The sequence below is a fragment of the Erwinia plantamica genome, assembly GCF_043420595.1.
GTDB classification, from domain to species: domain Bacteria; phylum Pseudomonadota; class Gammaproteobacteria; order Enterobacterales; family Enterobacteriaceae; genus Erwinia; species Erwinia aeris.
On sequence record NZ_JBGCUC010000005.1, the window covers coordinates 112,672 to 130,516 of the forward strand.

Here is a 17,845-nt window from a genome sequence, read left to right on the forward strand (position 1 = left end):
ATTTTAATCACGAAGAGGGAAAAACTGCGCTGCGGCTTCCAGCGAATGCAGCAGCGTGGTGTCCTGCGGATCGCCGACCCAGACGGCGACGGCGCTGTAATTGTCCTGGCTGGCGGCGGCCTGCCGCTCGTTTTTGCGGATAACCTGCTGCATCAGCGTCAGCCATTCGTCCGGCGTATTCACCATATGCAGCGACTCCTGCATGTTTTCCTGCGAAAGCCCGTGCCAGAACCCGTCGGTGCAAAGCAGGAAGGCGTCGCCGTCTTCGATCTCGACCACGTCGCTGTAGCTGGCGTCGCGCTCCTCATCGCCCATGCCGAGCGCAAAATAGAGCAGATTGCCGTTGATGCCTTCGGTCTGGTGACCGGCGTCCTTCATCTGCTGCACCAGGCTGTGATCGGTGGTGACGTGATAAAGGTAGCCGCGTCGGAACAGATAAAGGCGGCTGTCGCCCGCGTGCGCCCAGTAGGCCAGGTCGAAATCGCGATCGATAAACAAGCTCACCAGGGTGGTGCCCATGCGCTTATGGTCGCCGATCGCCTGCTGCTGGCGAATTGCGTGGTTGGCGTCGTTAACGTAGCGGCGAATACTTTGTGCGTCCAGGTGTCGCTCGCCGTTAAAGCGCTGGAGAATGGTATCGCGCGCCAGCGCCGCCGCGACGTCGCCGCCGGGCAGCCCCGCCACCCCGTCGCAGACCACGAAGCAGGCCGAGCGTTCGCCGATGCGCTCGCCGGTCTGATCCTGGTTGCTTTCGCGAGCGCCCTGGTGCGACATAGAGGCAATGGTGATATTCATCATTCTTCCGATCTGATTTGAGAATCTTTGTACTGGTTCACTTCCATGTCGTAGGCGTGCAGGAAGGCTTCGCCAAACAGCGTATGGAAGTCATCCTCAATTTCGCCCGCCGTTTCACCGTAGCGTTTGGCGAAGTGCTCCCACAGCGCGGCTTTACGGCTGTTGGGCAGCGACAGGCGAGAGATGGCGCCCTCTTCGCGCGCTTCTTCTTCCAGCTGCTGCGGGTTAAAGGATTGCAGCATCGAAGCGATAATCGCGCGGATCCCGGCGATCATGCCCAGCTGATGCGCCTGTAAATCGACCAGCGCATCGCGCACCGACTGCTTAGGCGGCATAAAACCCGGCATCCGGCTGCCGAACATCTGCATCAGCACCGATTTACCGGAAGGCAGCAGCTTAAACGGGTTGTTGGCCTCGTCGAGGATCACCGTCATTTCCGCTTTTACGCCGCGCTTGAGGATCGAGCGGGAGGAGAGCAGCGCCACCGTTCCCTGCGAGAACATGCTGAGCATTTGGCCCAGCTCCTGCATCGCGTCGCGGTCAAAGCGCGGCGTCGGCTGTAGATCGTTCAGCCCCATGCCGCCGATCAGCGCCTCCAGCAGCTCGCCGTCCAGCCGCTGACCGTCGCCGGAAGCGCTGTGCTGTTGCGAAGCCGTATTGGCGACCGGATCGATGCGCAGACGGCCTTTTGGCGGCGGCGTAGTGCTGCGCGCAACGGCCTGCGGCGTCGGCAGCGTGATGCCGCCGTACTCCTGCTGCGGCGGCCGCGCGGCGGCAGTGGGCTCGCTGAAATCGGCGTCGCTCGCCGGGTTTTCAGCAAAATGCGGAGGCTGGCCGCGATCCGTATCGCTTTGCGGCAGTTCAGCAAACAGCGGCGACTTGCTGAGATCGTCAGCGGCCTGCGGGTTTGTATCAAACAACGGTGACTTGCTGAGATCGTCAGCGGCCTGCGGGTTTTCGCCAAACAGCGGTGACTTGCTGAGATCGTCAGCGGCCTGCGGGTTTTCGCCAAACAGCGGCGACTTGCTGAGATCGTCAGCAGCCTGCGGGTTTGTATCAAACAGCGGTGATTTACTGAGATCGTCAGCGGCCTGCGGGTTTGTATCAAACAACGGTGACTTGCTGAGATCGTCAGCCGTCTGCGGATTGCTTGTTGGCCTGCTGGTCGTCTGCGGCTGGCTGTCCAGCGCCTTTGGTGCCGGCGGCACAAACGCAGTCTGTGGCCGCTTCTGCTGCGGTTCATCCACCGGCGTCAGCGGGACGGCGTTGCCCATCATCAGCCCCAGCGGATCGTCGCCGTCGGCGGGTGTGCTGTTGCCGCTACCGAACAGCGCCATCGGATCCAGCTGCTGCTTTTTGTCCTGCTGCGGCTGCGTCAGCGTACCCGGCGTGCTGTCGTCAAAAATGCTTTGCCGATCGAACAGCGACTCGCTGCTGAACAGAGAGTCAGACGTGCGATCCCGACGATCCAGCTGCGGCGCTGGCTTATCGGCAAACTGCGCCAGCGGATCGACCGGGTTACGATCCTGCGCTTTTTCCGTCAGAGGATCCGATCCGGCTGGCGCCGGCCTGCTGCGGCTGGACAGGTTGTCGCTGATAGAAAACTCCTGCGCCAGGCTGTCCCAGATTTCACTGGGAATGGCGGCAGGCGCGCTTTCCTGCGGCGGCGCGGCCGGTCGGGCAACCGGCGCGGGTCTTGCCACGGGCTGCGCCGCCACGTTGAGTTCGCTGACCTGTAAACGGTACTCATCAATGCTAAGGATGTCGCCATCCTGCAAATCCACCTGCCGACCCCGCTCCAGCGGAATATCGTTCAGGTGCACCAGCGTCACGTTGCCGCGGTTGGTAATGCGGCATTCGCCGTCGGCCGTGATATGCACAATGGCCTGCAGACGGGAAATGGTGCGGTCATCGTCCGGCAGCACCAGGTTGTTGTCGGCGCCACGGCCGATAGTGCCGCCCGGCGGCAGAAAGTCGCAGCTGCTCTGCGGCGGCTGCTGGCCAGCTTTGGTCGCTATTATCGTAAATCGCATCACGTTTTCCTGCGTTGGATTTCGGCGTTCGGGCCGCGCCGGTAGGCCCGGCGGGCGTTGAAACTGATTGCTGCCCGGCATGGATTGCGCTATCCCGACAGCTTTAAACAGGGCGACGGCTTCGTCAGCGCATCGTGCCTTCGACGCTGTCTGTCACCTGGTCGCCCTTGCTGATATTCATTGTCCAGCGTTCAAAGTCATTGGTGATAAAGGTGTATGTGTAATCAGCGTTTTCAAAAGCGTATCCGCGAAAATCGCAAACGTCCGGGCAGTGCACATTAACGGTTTTGCCCTGCAGCAATATGCCTTTCCCATTGAGCTTGCTTCTGGAGTCCAGCGTGACGTCATTGCAGTCAACATTGCCTTCTTCGCACCAGGCCGTAATACGGGCCAGATATTTTTTGCTGTCAAAGGTGGCCGTATTGGCAGGATGCGCCGCATAAAAGCGACGAATTTTCGGCACGCTGTCTATTGACGCATTATTCACTCTTTGCGACAGCGCATTATCGACCAGCAGCGAGCGGGACTGGGGATCGTACGCCAGCACCACCGCAACCAGCGAGGTTTCTACCAGCGTGGTGGCGGTATAAATCACAGCGATTTTTACCTCACGGTCGCCAGGCGAGGAAATCACGCCCACGCCTTTCACGTCTTCGCACGCTTCGCCGTCAAAACGATTGAAGCCAATGGTCGGCACCAGGTTTGTCAGGCTTTCACCATCACGCGACCAGCCAATAAAGCAGGCGTTCATATCGGCCCGCAGCAGACCTTTGCCCGGCACCATCACGCCCAGTAAATGGCCGCTATCCCGTACGGCAAAGGTCTGCTGGCCGAACGGCTCTGCGCCAGCGATATCCAGCGACAGGGCTTTTTGCGCCAGTTCAGGCACAAACGTATCCGCATCTGCCGTGGCCAGATGCGGGCTGGCGACGGCGATGTTGGTTAATAAGGCAAGAGAGAGTAAAAGGCGTTTCATGCTGAGTTCCGGTAAAAAATTAAGGCATAGCGATATATAAATTATTGCTTTGATGTATTAAATACATGACCAGTCAGGCGATTACGCTAAACAGATAGTTATCACCTTAATCTAATTTTTAGCGCAGTATCTTTCTGCTCAGGCAACCTACGTAAGAAAACCACATGTGGCTTAAATTTATATTTTTATAGCGGATCAAGGTGAAGAGAGAACATTCACCGACATTTATTCGGCAGGTGGTAAAAAGGTGAAATCGCCCTCTGCCGGATCGTCTTTATCGCTGATCATCTGCCTGGTTTTCTGATCGACATAAACGCTGAATAATCTGTGCTGCGTCTCGGGATCGCCCGGACAATCGCCGCCGTGCTTTTCCACTACGTCGATCAGATCCAGACCAGGTTCAGCGTCTGCCGTTAGCAGGTAGTTAACGCAGTTGGCGTCCGTCACCAGCTTGTTTTTCTCAACGGTATTTTCAACCTGTATAACTGCTGACTCCGCTGTGCTGGTGGCCGTGGCGTAAAAACTTATCCCTGGAAAGAGAACAAAAAGAGTTAGTTTTAAGATTTTCATTATTTTTAATATTCTATCCTGCTGCTTCTGGTCGTAGTCTGTCAGACAGCATGTTTTGCCTTAAAAACGATAGTCTTATAACCTGAAAGCTGAGAATGAAATTCATACTCACTATAATAGCTATCAACTTTTTCAGGTATTCAGAGCGTTAATTATTAAACCTTGCAATAAATGCATGATTTGAAATGCTGGCGGGCGTTTATAGTGCCAACTAAAAACCCATTTTTCTGGTAATAAAAACACAAACCAGGAAAGAAATTGTTATTAAAATTTGAACCTTAAATATATTATAAAATAAACTAATCCAGCGCAGATCATTATCAGCGTTTTTAACAAGATACGTTCTGGCCTGATAATCAAGATAGCGTCCATCCTTAACCTTAACGCGCTTTCCCTTTAATAACATATTTAAAATAGAAATTTTAAATCCAAACCCCCAAAACCCTAAAGAATCATAAAAAGCATAATCCTCATTAGTGAGGTGACCTTTATTTATCAACAACTGGAATGAACTTTCTAATTTATTTGAATTTCTCTTATAAAAAAATAAAGATAAAAAAGAGAACTAACGAGAAAGATAAAAAGCGTAACTTCCATGCATATTAGAAAATAAAGCCAGTCCATTTTATTCCCCTTTATAAAGGAGGTAGTTAATGCCATCACCCATAGTGCCAGCTGCTTTATCACCAATATAGCCACCGGCCATACCACCAGCGGTCGCCGCTACAATACCGCAAACCAGCCCGCCAACACCCGCTGTAGCAGCACCTGTCGCAAGACAAGCTGGTGCCGCTGCAACTGTAGCGCCACAGCCACCAGCGATTCCGCCTACCGTACTTACCGAAAATTTACTGTAGTTTTTTACGCTTGACCTTCCATTTTTTCGATTAGTCAGACAGGCAATCTTCTCAAAGAGGAGATTGCAATACCATTAAGATTATTTACTCTCTTTGATATTCCAGCCAGCGCCTTTACCGCCGAAAGCTGCCTGCCTGCGGTAACGTCATTATCTACACCAGCGTATTGATGGGGAATGGTCGTAGCGGGATCAATACGACAAATTAATCATAAGGTATTTCTTTGAGTTCTTTGCTTCTTTGCTCATCAAGCTTTGCAATGCAATTATTAGTAAATACCGCATAAGGATTACTATTTTCTGCGGCGACATGTGCAAACATTTTACACTGATTGTCACGATATTTTAGCCAGCCACGCTGAGCGTCCAGAAACACAGGAAGATAATTTTTCTTTACTTCTGGCTCGTCAGAAAAAGTTGCCTCAATACGTTTTTTTGCTTCTGAATATTCTTTGTTTAAGCTCTTTTCAGCTACGGCGCGGTTATTTTCAGCACAGGTAAAAACTTCAGGATCGCTGGTCTTTTTTGAACAGTCGTCCATTGCAAGGGCAGAACCACTCAATGCCAGCAAGCCAATCGCTGCAACAGCTAACGCTTTCTTTTTCATATCATTTCCTAATTATCTGTTTTTTCTCAGGTAGTTAGCCCTTTGACGGCCACCCTCATAACTTTGCACCTGAGCGTTGGTTTCAATAAAATTAATCAACGTGTCGTAGTCATTGGACATGCAGGCTTTCATTGTCCTTTCAAAACCCAAACCCTGATAGACAAAATCCACTGCAATTTCTCTGATTGGGTTTTTTAACGCTTCCCAACTGGTTCGTTCAGGAAAATTAGCGGTTTTGCTCAGGTAAACAGCTTTTGCCCTGGACACATAATTTGGATATATCAACTCAAACAAGCGAGCCTGCGCTTCTCGTGAAATGATGCCACATTCGTTCCGATGGTTCTTAACGAAGCGTTCAGCCGTTACGCCAGTTAACTTTCTTCCCTGCGACATTAGCTCTGCCTGATCGGCGGGTACGCCCGCCCGGGTCAAATCAAGGAAAATCGTCTCTTGAGTACGACCGCCCATATCGTAGCCCCGGCCAATAGTTACACCAGAAACGCCTTTAGGCCAATGCAGATGACGGCTGAAGTAGCTGCTATGGGGATTATCATTTCCTTCAGCGTTAAATGTCACCTGGCCAGCACTGACGGTCAAACGACCAGAATTCAAATGTCGGTTTTCCTGCGGATCCCCGGATGGTGACCCTTGTGAGTTTCCGGCTAACAATTTCCTGAAAGTTCTGCCGTTTGCATCGACTACGCCATCAGGGTGTTTAAGAAACTTTGCCTGATAGCTTTTGATTGCATCAAGCGTTTTTGGCCCAAACACACCATCGGCCCGCAGGTTATTAAATCCATTTTTTTGCAATAGCTGTTGGATCAGTTTTACATCATTGGGGTTATTTTTTGCCCCCTGACCAACAGAAAAAGAGATACCCATCAAAATCTCCTTATTTAATTTTGATATTATCAAGGCACCCTATGAGGTAATTGAATGATATCAAGTGATAAAAGCAATTTCCCCGCAAGGAAATTGCTTCAATAGCATTAAGCTTCTTTATTTTCTTTGATATTCCAGCCAGCGCTGCTTTCTGCGCCTTTACCGCCGGAAGAACTCTGCTCCCAGTACTGCTGCTTCACTTTGGAAGCCTGGAAGGAGTAGCTCATGCCTACGGTGTCGCCGTTATCAGCACCAACGTACTGCACGTTAGTCACCAGCACGTCTTCCAGCGTAATGCGGGTGTATTCAACCTGAGTGCCGCCAGCTTTACATACGGACAGCTCAACTTTGGCGATGTGCTTGCCGCTTGCGCAGTTCTTCAGCAGCGCGGTGGTGGACTTGTCGATCAGCGCTTCAACGTGCAGGTCGTTAAAGTTAACTTTACCGGCACCGCCGCCGCCGCCAACAGACATATTGCCCGGCTGAGAGGCGCCCCAGGAGAAAGAAGTGATATCGGTCCAGCCTTTATGGTTAGAGTCTTTCGACTCGCCGGTTACACCGTCTACCTTCATAAACATATCAATAGCCATTATTTTCTACTCTTTTTTGATGGACAATTTTGCTTTTGACAAAGCAGCGACAGACAAAAAGGCATGCTTTTTGTCTTTTTTCCGACGATCTTGCAGCCGACCGTACAGAAATCTTTTAACCCGTCGCCAGGACGTAAATTTATTTTTTCCGGGAAGAGGAAATCACAGCGGAATAAATTAAATTTACAGATAGCATTGGCAGATATAAATTAGAGACTTATCACATGGCGCTTCACTTAAAAGGTCAGCGTTAAATAATGAAAAAAACTTTTTTGTCATTACTCAGCGTTATTTTTTTAGCGCTGTCCATCTATGCTCTGTTCACGCTTGCCAGCGGCATCTGGCTGGTAGCCCGCTATGAAAATTTTGATATAAACGCCTCAGGCTTTCTTTCGGGGGAAATGCTGTTCACCGCGCTCTGCCTGGGCTTCTGTTTTTTGATAAGGAAAGCGGCCAAAAAAGCACGTTGACCGCTTTAGCTTTAATTAATCAGCTTATAAAGGGAGCCGCCTTACCTTCCGCCAGCATCCAGCGGTAAGCTCTCCCTTCAGCCTTTAAGCATCATCGCTTTTCAGCGAAGGCAGCTTAGAGACCAGACGCAGCGACACGGTCAGGCCTTCCAGCTGGTAGTGCGGACGCAGGAAGAATTTTGCGGCGTAATAGCCCGGATTATCTTCCAGCTCTTCCACCAGCACCTCGGCGGAAGCCAGCGGCTTGCGGGATTTGGTTTCCTGCGAGGAGTTGGCCGGATCGCCATCCACGTAGTTCATCACCCAGTCGTTCAGCCAGCGCTCCATCTCTTCACGCTCGCGGAAGGAACCGATCTTGTCGCGCACGATGCACTTCAGATAATGCGCAAAGCGGCAGCAGGCGAACAGGTACGGCAGGCGCGCGGCCAGACGTGCGTTGGCGGTGGCGTCCGGATCGTGATACTCGGTCGGCTTCTGCAACGACTGCGCGCCGATAAAGGCGGCGAAATCGGAGTTTTTGCGGTGTACCAGCGGCATAAAGCCATTTTTCGCCAGCTCGGCCTCGCGACGGTCGCTGATGGCGATTTCGGTCGGGCACTTCATGTCCACGCCGCCGTCGTCGCTCGGGAAAGTGTGGCAAGGCAGATTTTCCACCGCGCCGCCGGATTCCACGCCACGGATCGCCGTACACCAGCCAAACTCTTTGAAAGAGCGGTTGATGTTGGCCGCCATTGCGTAAGCGGCGTTCGCCCAGGTGTAGTTGCCGTGGTTCGCGCCCTCGGTTTCTTCCTCAAAGTCGAAGCTGTCGACCGGGTTGCTGCGGATGCCGTAAGGCAGACGCGACAGGAAGCGCGGCATCACCAGGCCCAGGTAGCGCGCATCTTCCGATTCACGCAGGCTGCGCCAGGCAGCATACTCGCTGTTCTGGAAGATTTTGGTCAGGTCGCGCGGGTTCGCCAGCTCCTGCCAGGACTCCATCTGCATCACTTCCGGCGCGGTGCCGGTGATAAACGGACAGTGCGAAGCCGCGCCGATACGCGCCATCTCGCCCAGCAGCTCCACGTCCTGCGGGCTGTGATCGAAGTAGTAGTCGCCTACCAGGCAGCCGAACGGCTCGCCGCCGAACTGACCATACTCTTCTTCGTAGATTTTCTTGAAGATCGGGCTTTGATCCCAGCCAACGCCTTTGTAGCGCTTCAGCGTGCGGCCCAGCTCTTTCTTCGAGATGCTCATAAAGCGGATTTTCAGCATCTCGTCGGTTTCGGTGTTATTCACCAGATGGCTCAGGCCGCGCCAGGCGCCTTCCAGCTGCTGGAAATCTTCGTGATGAATAATCTGGTTGACCTGCTTAGACAGCTTCTCGTCAATCTCGGCAATCAGCGCCTGAATGGTACGGTAAGCGTCGTCAGAAGCGGTAACGGTGTTTTCCAGCGCCTGCTGCGCCAGGGTTTTCACCGCGCTTTCCACCGCCGTGCGCGCAGAGTCGGTTTTCGGGCGGAACTCTTTGTTCAGCAGCGAGCTGAATTCATCCTGGCTCCAGGCCTGCTGGCCCTGCTGCTCAAGCTGGGAAGGATTGGTCATTACTGCTCTCCTTCTTTAGCCGCGTCATCCTGCTTTGGCAGGTGGCTGAGAGATTGCAGCAGCGTCGGATCCTTGAGGATTTTGGCAATCAGCTCTTCCGCGCCGTTTTTGCCGTCCATATAGGTCAGCAGGTTGGAAAGCTGGGTACGCGCATCCAGCAGCTTGTTCAGCGGCTCGACGTTGCGTGCCACCGCGTCCGGCGAAAAATCTTCCATGCTGTTGAAGGTCAGATCGATGTTCAGATTGCCTTCGCCGGTCAGCGTGTTTTGCGCCTGGAAAGCCACGCGCGGCTTCAGCGCCTTCATGCGCTCGTCAAAGTTATCGACGTCGATATCCATAAATTTGCGTTCGTCGACCGACGGCAGGTTATCGACCGGCTTGCCGACCAGATCGGCCATCACGCCCATCACAAAAGGCAGTTCGATTTTGCGTTCTGCGCCGTAGATCTCCACGTCATACTCGATCTGTACGCGCGGCGCGCGGTTACGGGCGATAAATTTCTGCCCGCTGGATTTACTAGCCATAATGTTCTCCATTGGTATGCGCGATTAGTCAGGACGCCTCAGTCGTGACGCCCGAAAATGTTTTCCAGCTGATGCACGCCGTCCGGCGCCAGGTCGCGGATAATGCTCATAAAGTCCATCTCGATCATGCGCTGTACGCGGTCGATCATCAGCGGCGCCGGATGGCTGGGTTCGTGCTGCACAAAATACTGTTTCACCTTTTCCAGCATCAGCTGCGCATCGGCGCGCGATGCGGGCTGCACGCTGCGCCAGTCGGTCTGCGTCGTCCTGGCCGGTTGCTGCGTCGGGGCGCTTTCCGCCTCTTCGCTGGCGGCCTGCGGGAGCAGAGCGCTGACGTCGGTCATTTCACAGGCCTGCGCGACGGTATTGACCGTTTTCAACAGCTGCGCCATTTCCGGCACGCCGCTTTCGCCCAGGTGCTCCATCAGCGTTTCACGAATGGTTTGTAACCGCTCACTTATGCTGCGAATAGCGACAATGCCCGGTTGTTCGCTCCGGGCCAGCTCGTCCAGCAGCCTTGCGCGACCGCCGGGAAACTCGTCGCACTCGCTTTTGCTGCCGTCCAGCAGCGCACAGGCGTCGCGCAGAGAAAGCTGATCGGCGGCGTTACGCAGCAGCAGCGACTGGCGCAAAGCCGTAGTAAGCGCTGACTTATCACCTAAAGCCGCCAGCGCGTTGATGCGGTAAAAGGGATCGTAGTCGCCGTCTTCGGTCAGTACCGGCCACAGTGGCTCCCAGTAGAGCAGCAGCGACTGCTTGATCAGCTGTAAGCCGTCGGCGTAGCCGCTTAAGCCTCGCAGCTGGGTCCAGGCCTGGGTCAGCGCCAGCATCACGCGCAGATCTTTGCTGCGCGTCAGCAGGCTGCCCGCCAGCTTCGCCACCTTGTTCCAGTCCGCCGGTTCAGCGGGAATGATGGTGTCGCCAAACTGCTGCTCGGCTTTGCCCGCGCTGGCCTGCTCCATCGCCATATAGTCGGCGTCATATTCCAGGTTTTCCCCGCACGGCCGATCGCTGCTGATGGGGGCTAGTAGCTCGTCAAGATTCATGGCAGTTCCTTACTCGAACATCGGCGGATAAAGACCGTGGCGGCCAGGCTTTGCGCCAGCGGCCGGATCGAACAGCATCGAAAACAGCTGGCCGGTGAAGTTGCCGCTGTGCACGTGGGTATAAAGCGGCTTGCCGTCGGCCTGATTCGTCCACCAGAAGCTGGTGTAGTGCTGCGGATCGAAACAGTCGGAAGCGCGTCGCCAGCTCAGCGTCGCCCGCTGTTCCTGATAGCCGATAGCGTCAAGAATGGCCGACTGCTGCGGCTGCGGCAGGTTCAGCGCCAGCAGCGCGCCGTCGAGCTGTGCCGACGACCAACCTTCACGTACGGCGTTCAGCAGGATGCGGCCCAGCTGCTGATACCAGTCGCCCGCCAGCGCCAGCTGCGCCTGCGTCCAGCTCTGCGGCGAAAAGGTTATCAGCGCGCAAAGCGGATAAAGCCGGCCAACGCTGTCGCGCGAGGGCACCAGGCAGCCCATCTGGATCTGCTGGCTGCCCAGCATCGGCGGCACCACAAAGTTCCAGACCGGCGCGTCGGCAAACTGCCGTTCGCCCTCGGTGTTTTCCTGGCGATGCAGCAGCCCGACCTGAAACCAGTGCGACCACTGCGCCAGCAGCGCGTCCGGGAAACGACGCTTTAAAAAATCGCCGCCGCTCGGCAGCTTTCCATACCAGCAGAGTGCGGGCGTCTGACTCATGTTGTTCTCCCGGCTCATGGGCAGGCGAAACCGGGCAGCTGGAACGGGTTACGAATGCTGTTCGGCGTAAATTCCAGCGTCACGTGGTGGCCGCTGACGTTAAAAGAGGCCTGACGGCTAAGGCTGCTGCCGCCTGCGGAGAGCTGCGCGCGGTCGAAGAACCGGTTCAGCGCCCAGGCGCCGTTGGTGACCAGCGTTGCCGTGGTGCCGTTGGCGAGGCCAAGCTGCATGCGCACCTGGCTGGTGCCGCCGGGGCCGGGCCAGCTCATCAGCTGTACCGCCTGCGGGCCGTGGCTGTATTGCAGCAGCTGCCCGTCCACATCCAGCGTCATGGTCAGAATATCGTTATCCATCTGGCCGGTGCGCACCGTCACGCGGTAAGCAGGCGTGGTCGCGCCGTTGGCGAAAAAGGCGTCGCGAATGCTCTGCGCCTGCTGAAAAGGCCGCAGCACGCTTTCACCGCCCGGCAGCGTTTTGCCGTCGATGCCGGGCATAAAGCGCCAGCTGGCCTGGGTGGTATCAACCTTGTTTGCCAGGTTGTCGCGGAAAAAGCTGTCCATCAGCCCGCTGCCCGGCGCGAACATGCGCGCCAGATCGTCCGGCGTCACTTCCGCCCGTGCCGAATGCGACAGCGGATAGCGTCCGGCAATCGCCTGGCGACAGAAGCTGCCGACCTCAACGTTGATGCGCTTGCGGATATTGTCTAAATCGCGGCGCTGCGTATCGCTGCTGGCGCCCACCGCCATGCTGGTAAACATGGTCTGCAACGAGCCGGGTAACCGCCCTGCGCTGGCCTGCAAACGGCTGATGGCTTCGCCGGTCGGCGGCGGCATTCCGCTGTTGGCCGCGTCCTGCACGGCGGTGAGGTAACGATAGAGATCGTCAATCTGATGCAGGAAATCGTCAAAGGCGATGGTTTTACCACCCTTCTCCAGCGGCTGCGCCAGCTCGGTAACAGGAGCAAAGTGAGCGGTTACTGACTGCTCCGGCGTCTGCTGCTGCTGGCTGGCTGCCGTGGCCGCCTGACGCGCGTGGAACAGCGCATCCAGCGTGCTGCTGGCGCCCTCCTTGCTCGCCTCTTCCTTGCCTGCTTCCGGCGCGGCCTTATCCAGTACCAGATAGTGACTGAGATTAATCACCAGCTTGCGCAGCGGCGAGTTATTGCCGGAAAGCAGACGTGCCGCGTTAATGCGCTGCGACAGATCCGCGCTGTTGTTCAGCTGGATATCCTGCAACAGCCCGTCCCACTGGCGCATATAGTCGCTCATATAGCGCTGGCGCACGGCGTAATCGATCTGCTGCTGCGTTTCGCTCTGCACCGTCTCGCTCAGCACCCAGCGATCGTCGTCGTGCAGCGATTTGGTGACGGCAGCGATATTTTTATCAAAGCTGTTCCAGTAGCCCTCTGGCGTAAACAGGCCCGGAATGCCTTCGCTAATCGCCTTGCCGCTTTTGCGGGAAAAGACCAGCTCGCTCTGCGGGCCGCCCATCAGCGCCAGGGAAACCGGCTTGAGGCTGTCGTCCCGCTCCAGCAGACGCTTCAGTCGACCGTAGACGCGCTGCGACAGCGGCATCTGATTGATGAGCGCCTGCTCGCGCTTTACCAGGGCGTCATCCTTTGCGTAAGGCGACGCCTGGATCTGCGTCTCCAGCAGCTGCGCCAGATGCCAGTCGAGCTGTTTGATCTGCGCTTGGGTGACGTTCTGCGGCTGGCTGCGCGCGATATTCAGCATTACCCAGGCATGCAGGAACTTGCCGTCGTAGTGCTTCGGCTGATAGAGCATCTGATAAGCCTTCAGCGCTTCATAGCTGTAGTCCGCGTCGCTGCCGTTATCCGCGCGCAGCCAGCTGGTAATAAGCTGCGCTACCTGCGGCATCACCAGCTGCTTCAGCGCTTTCTGGTAAAGCGCCTGGGTGGCGTCGCTGACCTCTTCGCCACGGTACAGCCCCATGCGGCGCGTAATCGGCGGATCGTTAAGGTCAAAATCGGCGCTGTCCGGCAGATGCAGCACGCCGTTCAGGTAAGGCAGCAGCGACCAGAGATCGGCCGTCTGCAAATTCTGGCCCAGCGCGTTGATTTCCGGCACCTTCGCCTGCACTTCCGCCAGCCAGGCCTTGTTGTTGCGGTAGCTTGTGCTCCACAGCAGCGTGGCGACGATCAGCGCACCCAGCAGCAGCACGTAGCCAGACCAGAGCACCGCGCGGTTACGCAGCTCCCACCAGCGGTTGCTGCCCGCCAGGCCCGCTTCCTGAAAGATCACGTTCTGCAGCAGATCCTTTAAGAAGAAGCTCTGACCTTTGTTGCCGGGAATAGGCGCGGCCTTATCCACCTTATCCCAGGCGCCGCTGTTGCCGCTGTCGGACTCTGGCAGCTGAAGCGTGCGGCTCAGCTCGCCCATTACCCGGTCAAACGGCAGGCCTTCCTGGGTGCCGCTGGCGAAGTAGATGCCGCGCGGCGAAAACTGCGTTTCGAAGTTGGAACGGCTGAATACCGTCTCCAGATAGTCGTTAAGCAGCGGACGCAGCGCCGCGAACTCCTGCGGGAACAGATAGCTTTCCGCACGGGTTTGGGCATCGCTTTCCTGGATCAGCGTATCCGGCAGGCCCGCGTCCAGCCGCTGTTGCAGCAGCGCGTATTCCTGCGTGAAAGCGCCGGGCAGATCGAAATCGGCCTGTTTCGCACGCTCCCACGGAAAGGTGAAGCCCCAGACCTGATCGCGCTGCGCCTTATCGAACTTGCTGAAATAGGCGTTAAAGCCTTTCAGCAGATCGGTTTTGGTTACCAGCACGTAAACCGGAAAGCGAATGCCCAGCTGTTCGTGCAGCTCCATCAAGCGCTGGCGCAGCGACAGCGCCTGCTGACGCGAGGCTTCCGCAGACTGGGTCATCAGATCAGAGACGCTGACGGTGACGATCACGCCGTTGACCGGCTGGCGCCCGCGATACTTGCGCAGCAGATCGATAAATTTGCTCCACTCGCTGGCGTCCTGCTGCCGCTCGCTCTCCTGCGTGGTGTAGCGGCCCGCCGTATCCAGCAGCACCGCCTCGTTGGTAAACCACCAGTCGCAGTTGCGCGTGCCGCCGATACCGCGCAGCGCGGCTTTGCCGAAGCGGTCGGCCAGCGGAAATTGCAGGCCGGAATTCGCCAGCGCGGTGGTTTTCCCCGCGCCGGGCGCGCCGATAATCACATACCACGGCAGCTGGTAAAGATACTGACGGCTGAAGCGCTGCGTCCAGCGACGGTTGCCCGCGCGGCTGAAATGCGCTTTTTTCAACAGCTCGGCGGCTTCGGTAAAGCGCTCCGCCAGCACGCGATCTTCGCTGGTCAAACGCTTGACGTTCGGATCGTCCTCCTCCGTGGCCGGATTCAAACTGCCCATCAGCTTGCGGTTCAGCCAGGCGTTGTAAAGACGCGGCACCACGTTGCTCAGGCCCCAGGCGATATAAAGCAGCGCGATACTGATCTGGCGATTGACTTCCGGCTCCAGCGGCCGCGAGTCGACGATAGAGAAAACCGGCCCGATCACCCAGATAATGAATGACAGCGCGGTAATGCCGAGAAAGCCCCACATCAGCCGGTTGGTCATAATGGCAAACAGAATATTCATCATCCGTTAATTTCCTTGCTGCGACGTCAGTTCCGCGCGGGTGTTGTCAGGGGAAACCAGCAGCGTGATATCCACACGGCGATTGCGCGCCCGGTTGGCAGCGGTGGTGTTCGGTACCAGCGGATTGGTTTCACCGCGCCCTTCCGCCTTCACGCGCGCGGGCTGGCTCAGCGTCTGCTGTAGCCGTTCCTGCACCGATTTCGCTCTTGCCAGCGACAGCTCGTAATTAGAGGCGAAGCGGGCGCTGCGGATCGGCACGTTGTCGCTGTAGCCAATCACCAGAATGCGGCCGCTGACGTTGTTCATCGCCTGAGCAATGCGATCCAGCACCTCTTCATAGCGGCCGCGCACGGTTGTGGAGCCGGAGGTAAACAGGCCATCGCCTTTCAGCGTCACCACGCTTTGATCCGCTTCGTCTTTCACCGACACCAGCCCCTCGTCGATTTCCGGCTTCAGGAAGGCTTTCAGGTTCAGCGCGGCGGGCGCGGGCGGCGCGGGATTGTGTATGGTTACTTCCGGCAGCGAAGTCTGATAGACCGAGGCCAGCACCGGACTGGTCGCATCGCTCAGCCGCCAGTTCAGCAGGATGTAGAGCAGACAGGCCAGCAGGCCCACCAGCGCGGCGCAGGCCCACAGCGGCACAACCGGACGCCACAGCCTGCGCGTGACCGGATGATCTTCCGGATGTGGCGACAGCGGCGGCGGATAGCCGCCACGCACCGAACGGATCATTTGCAGCAGGCGGCTTTTGATCGTCTCCAGCTGCGAACGGCCGTTATCCAGCACGCGATAGCGCCCTTCAAATCCCAGCTGCAGGCAGTAGTTAATCAGCTCCAGCAGCGCAATCTGTTCGCGCGGATTCTGCGACAGCTTGGCCAGCAGCTGGAAAAACTTCTCGCCGCCCCAGGTTTCATTATGAAAGGTCACCAGCAGGCCCTGCCCCGGCCAGGCGGCGCTGCCCCACGGCGTCAGCGCCGCCGCTTCGTCGATAGCGGTGCACAGGCAGTAGCGCGCGCCAATAATCACCTCGTAAGGCAGCCCGGCGCGCTGGCAGTGCATTTCAAACTGGCGGATTTCATCGATCAGACGCTGGCGCAGACCGCCAGGATCGGCGTGCGTCACCGAGTGGCGGATCTGCGGGATTGCATTCAGTAGGGGATTTGCCGCCGCAACCAGCGGGTTAACGCTGCTCGCGCCCGAAAAAATGTCGCCCTGTGCGGCGGCCTGTCGTTGCTGCATGTCTCTTGCTCCTGACGTCAGGCGGAATGACTACGAATGGCCCAGAATTCCATGGCGAGGCCGGGAAAATCACCGGCAAGATGAAGCGCGAAGGTGCCGGATTTTTCCATTTCCTGCCAAAGCTCGCTGCCCTTATCCAGTTCGAAATAGCTGTAGCCGGCGTGCCACGGGATCTGCGGCGGCGCGACCGACATCGGGCGCAGGATCATGCCCGGCAGCTGTAGCTGCACCAGATCGCGGATTTTTGTCACCGGCGCGACTTTCATCTGCGCGGGGAAGTGGGTCAGTAGCGTATCGGCGGGCACGCTGGCGCGCACCGCCAGCACAAAGCCGAACTCGCGCACCATCGAGCTGGTCGGCACCGTCGCCACGTTCAGGCCGTGCGAGCGTTCGGTCAACGGCAGCTGCACGGCATTTTCTTCCAGCACCTGCGACAGCCCCTGACGCAGCATCAGCATCAGCCTGCCAAAGCAGCGAGCCAAATCGTCATGGTCGTAAACCGGCAGCGAAGCGTCCGGGAAACGCTGCGGCGTGTAGGTCGCCAGCTCGCAGGCAAACGCCAGCCAGCTGGCGAACAGCGTTTCCGGGTGCAGCAGCGGCAGGTTTTTCAGGTGGCTGACGTGGCCCAGATGGTGGTTAACCAGCGCCAGCAGCATAAAGTCGACCATATCCGCAGTATTGAAACGCCCCGGCTGCTGGAGCCGCTGGCCGATCTGCTGGCTGCGCTGCTGCAACAGGCCCGGCATATCGTTGAGGTAGTCGCCAAGCTGCGGGCTGGCGCCGCAGTTCAGCATCGGTGGTATATAGCCGCTTTCCAGCCGCACCTGATTGCTGCGCTTCTCCAACACTTTTATCACGGCCATCGCCGTCCATTCGGCGCTCAGCTCGCTTTCCAGCATCAGGCGCAGGCGCAGCTTGCCAAACTGCACGGCGGCCGGGCTGACCGATAGCGCGTTGCAGTCGTCCACCTCTTGCTCAAACGTGATATAGCGCGCCAGCGAGTCGGCGGTTTCGCTGAAAATTACCTCGTCGCGGCCGTTGCGACGCGCGGGCAGCGCCAGCAGCACTTTTTCGCTGCCCTGACCGTCCGGTATCGCCAGCGGCGGCGGGCCGTTTTTGCCGTCACGAAACGAGAAGAAGGTGCCGTCGGGCAGCAGGCCGCTGGCCGAACTGAGGGCGACTTTGCCCTGGCGCAGCAGCGCCTCGTCAATTTCGTAGTCGAGAAAGCCCCACATATAGGGCCGCTGCGCCTGGCCCCACTGATTCAGCAGGCTTTGCTGATAGCTTTCCGCCTGCTGAAAATGATGCGGGCGCAGGAACATGCCTTCGGTCCAGACCACTTTTTCTGCTTTGTTCATAAGGCTTCCGTTTT

15 protein-coding genes are annotated in these 17,845 nt (G+C 57.0%); 1 reads left to right on the forward strand and 14 read right to left on the reverse strand.

Features of this window, described 5'->3' with window-relative positions:
* Positions 1–3: 3 nt before the first annotated feature.
* From AB3U87_RS06495 to AB3U87_RS06525, 7 genes are all read right to left on the reverse strand, one after another.
* On the reverse strand, positions 4–795 hold the full coding sequence (locus AB3U87_RS06495) for a PP2C family protein-serine/threonine phosphatase (RefSeq protein WP_253455491.1): 792 nt from the start codon (positions 793–795) through the stop codon (positions 4–6).
* Positions 795–2,828, reverse strand: coding sequence for a type VI secretion system-associated FHA domain protein TagH (gene tagH, locus AB3U87_RS06500; RefSeq protein WP_394148716.1), 2,034 nt, complete (start codon positions 2,826–2,828; stop codon positions 795–797). The genes AB3U87_RS06495 and tagH overlap by 1 nt, the downstream gene beginning before the upstream one ends.
* Positions 2,829–2,952: 124 nt before the next feature.
* Complete coding sequence (locus tag AB3U87_RS06505; RefSeq protein ID WP_394148717.1) at positions 2,953–3,804, reverse strand: hypothetical protein; 852 nt, start codon at positions 3,802–3,804, stop codon at positions 2,953–2,955.
* Between the two features lie 225 nt (positions 3,805–4,029).
* On the reverse strand, positions 4,030–4,374 hold the full coding sequence (locus AB3U87_RS06510) for a hypothetical protein (protein WP_301253421.1): 345 nt from the start codon (positions 4,372–4,374) through the stop codon (positions 4,030–4,032).
* A gap of 1,061 nt (positions 4,375–5,435) precedes the next feature.
* Positions 5,436–5,837 (reverse strand): lysozyme inhibitor LprI family protein, encoded by a 402-nt coding sequence (locus AB3U87_RS06515; protein WP_394148718.1) that lies wholly within the window; start codon positions 5,835–5,837, stop codon positions 5,436–5,438.
* 12 nt (positions 5,838–5,849) lie between these two features.
* Positions 5,850–6,719, reverse strand: a complete 870-nt coding sequence (locus AB3U87_RS06520; protein WP_394148719.1) for a peptidoglycan-binding protein — start codon at positions 6,717–6,719, stop codon at positions 5,850–5,852.
* A gap of 107 nt (positions 6,720–6,826) precedes the next feature.
* On the reverse strand, positions 6,827–7,309 hold the full coding sequence (locus tag AB3U87_RS06525) for an Hcp family type VI secretion system effector (RefSeq protein ID WP_253455505.1): 483 nt from the start codon (positions 7,307–7,309) through the stop codon (positions 6,827–6,829).
* A 257-nt stretch (positions 7,310–7,566) separates the two neighbouring features.
* Between AB3U87_RS06525 and AB3U87_RS06530 the strand changes: the two genes are divergently transcribed.
* On the forward strand, positions 7,567–7,779 hold the full coding sequence (locus AB3U87_RS06530) for a hypothetical protein (protein WP_394148720.1): 213 nt from the start codon (positions 7,567–7,569) through the stop codon (positions 7,777–7,779).
* An 84-nt stretch (positions 7,780–7,863) separates the two neighbouring features.
* On the opposite strand, the gene tssC is transcribed toward AB3U87_RS06530, so the two are convergent.
* From tssC to tssK, 7 genes are read right to left on the reverse strand one after another with little or no spacing between them, the layout of a single operon-like run.
* Positions 7,864–9,360: a type VI secretion system contractile sheath large subunit gene (tssC, locus tag AB3U87_RS06535; RefSeq protein WP_253455508.1), complete on the reverse strand. Its 1,497-nt coding sequence runs from the start codon at positions 9,358–9,360 to the stop codon at positions 7,864–7,866.
* Positions 9,360–9,896, reverse strand: coding sequence for a type VI secretion system contractile sheath small subunit (gene tssB / locus AB3U87_RS06540; RefSeq protein ID WP_253455511.1), 537 nt, complete (start codon positions 9,894–9,896; stop codon positions 9,360–9,362). The genes tssC and tssB overlap by 1 nt, the downstream gene beginning before the upstream one ends.
* A 26-nt stretch (positions 9,897–9,922) precedes the next feature.
* Positions 9,923–10,930: a type VI secretion system protein TssA gene (gene tssA / locus AB3U87_RS06545; protein ID WP_301253426.1), complete on the reverse strand. Its 1,008-nt coding sequence runs from the start codon at positions 10,928–10,930 to the stop codon at positions 9,923–9,925.
* A 9-nt stretch (positions 10,931–10,939) separates the two neighbouring features.
* Complete coding sequence (gene tagF, locus AB3U87_RS06550) at positions 10,940–11,626, reverse strand: type VI secretion system-associated protein TagF (protein WP_394148721.1); 687 nt, start codon at positions 11,624–11,626, stop codon at positions 10,940–10,942.
* A 14-nt stretch (positions 11,627–11,640) separates the two neighbouring features.
* Positions 11,641–15,237: a type VI secretion system membrane subunit TssM gene (gene tssM, locus AB3U87_RS06555; protein WP_394148722.1), complete on the reverse strand. Its 3,597-nt coding sequence runs from the start codon at positions 15,235–15,237 to the stop codon at positions 11,641–11,643.
* A 3-nt stretch (positions 15,238–15,240) separates the two neighbouring features.
* A complete protein-coding gene (locus AB3U87_RS06560) occupies positions 15,241–16,473 on the reverse strand; it encodes a DotU family type VI secretion system protein (RefSeq protein ID WP_253455519.1) in 1,233 nt (410 codons plus the stop codon).
* A gap of 17 nt (positions 16,474–16,490) precedes the next feature.
* Positions 16,491–17,831, reverse strand: coding sequence for a type VI secretion system baseplate subunit TssK (gene tssK, locus AB3U87_RS06565; RefSeq protein WP_253455521.1), 1,341 nt, complete (start codon positions 17,829–17,831; stop codon positions 16,491–16,493).
* Positions 17,832–17,845: the final 14 nt, after the last annotated feature.

Bases quoted from the DNA above. Each gene is read 5' to 3' on its own strand.
- AB3U87_RS06495 (WP_253455491.1), bottom strand. From the start codon at position 795: ATGAATATCACCATTGCCTCTATGTCGCACCAGGGCGCTCGCGAAAGC.
- tagH (WP_394148716.1), bottom strand. From the start codon at position 2,828: ATGCGATTTACGATAATAGCGACCAAAGCTGGCCAGCAGCCGCCGCAG.
- AB3U87_RS06505 (WP_394148717.1), bottom strand. From the start codon at position 3,804: ATGAAACGCCTTTTACTCTCTCTTGCCTTATTAACCAACATCGCCGTC.
- AB3U87_RS06510 (WP_301253421.1), bottom strand. From the start codon at position 4,374: ATGAAAATCTTAAAACTAACTCTTTTTGTTCTCTTTCCAGGGATAAGT.
- AB3U87_RS06515 (WP_394148718.1), bottom strand. From the start codon at position 5,837: ATGAAAAAGAAAGCGTTAGCTGTTGCAGCGATTGGCTTGCTGGCATTG.
- AB3U87_RS06520 (WP_394148719.1), bottom strand. From the start codon at position 6,719: ATGGGTATCTCTTTTTCTGTTGGTCAGGGGGCAAAAAATAACCCCAAT.
- AB3U87_RS06525 (WP_253455505.1), bottom strand. From the start codon at position 7,309: ATGGCTATTGATATGTTTATGAAGGTAGACGGTGTAACCGGCGAGTCG.
- AB3U87_RS06530 (WP_394148720.1), top strand. From the start codon at position 7,567: ATGAAAAAAACTTTTTTGTCATTACTCAGCGTTATTTTTTTAGCGCTG.
- tssC (WP_253455508.1), bottom strand. From the start codon at position 9,360: ATGACCAATCCTTCCCAGCTTGAGCAGCAGGGCCAGCAGGCCTGGAGC.
- tssB (WP_253455511.1), bottom strand. From the start codon at position 9,896: ATGGAGAACATTATGGCTAGTAAATCCAGCGGGCAGAAATTTATCGCC.
- tssA (WP_301253426.1), bottom strand. From the start codon at position 10,930: ATGAATCTTGACGAGCTACTAGCCCCCATCAGCAGCGATCGGCCGTGC.
- tagF (WP_394148721.1), bottom strand. From the start codon at position 11,626: ATGAGTCAGACGCCCGCACTCTGCTGGTATGGAAAGCTGCCGAGCGGC.
- tssM (WP_394148722.1), bottom strand. From the start codon at position 15,237: ATGATGAATATTCTGTTTGCCATTATGACCAACCGGCTGATGTGGGGC.
- AB3U87_RS06560 (WP_253455519.1), bottom strand. From the start codon at position 16,473: ATGCAGCAACGACAGGCCGCCGCACAGGGCGACATTTTTTCGGGCGCG.
- tssK (WP_253455521.1), bottom strand. From the start codon at position 17,831: ATGAACAAAGCAGAAAAAGTGGTCTGGACCGAAGGCATGTTCCTGCGC.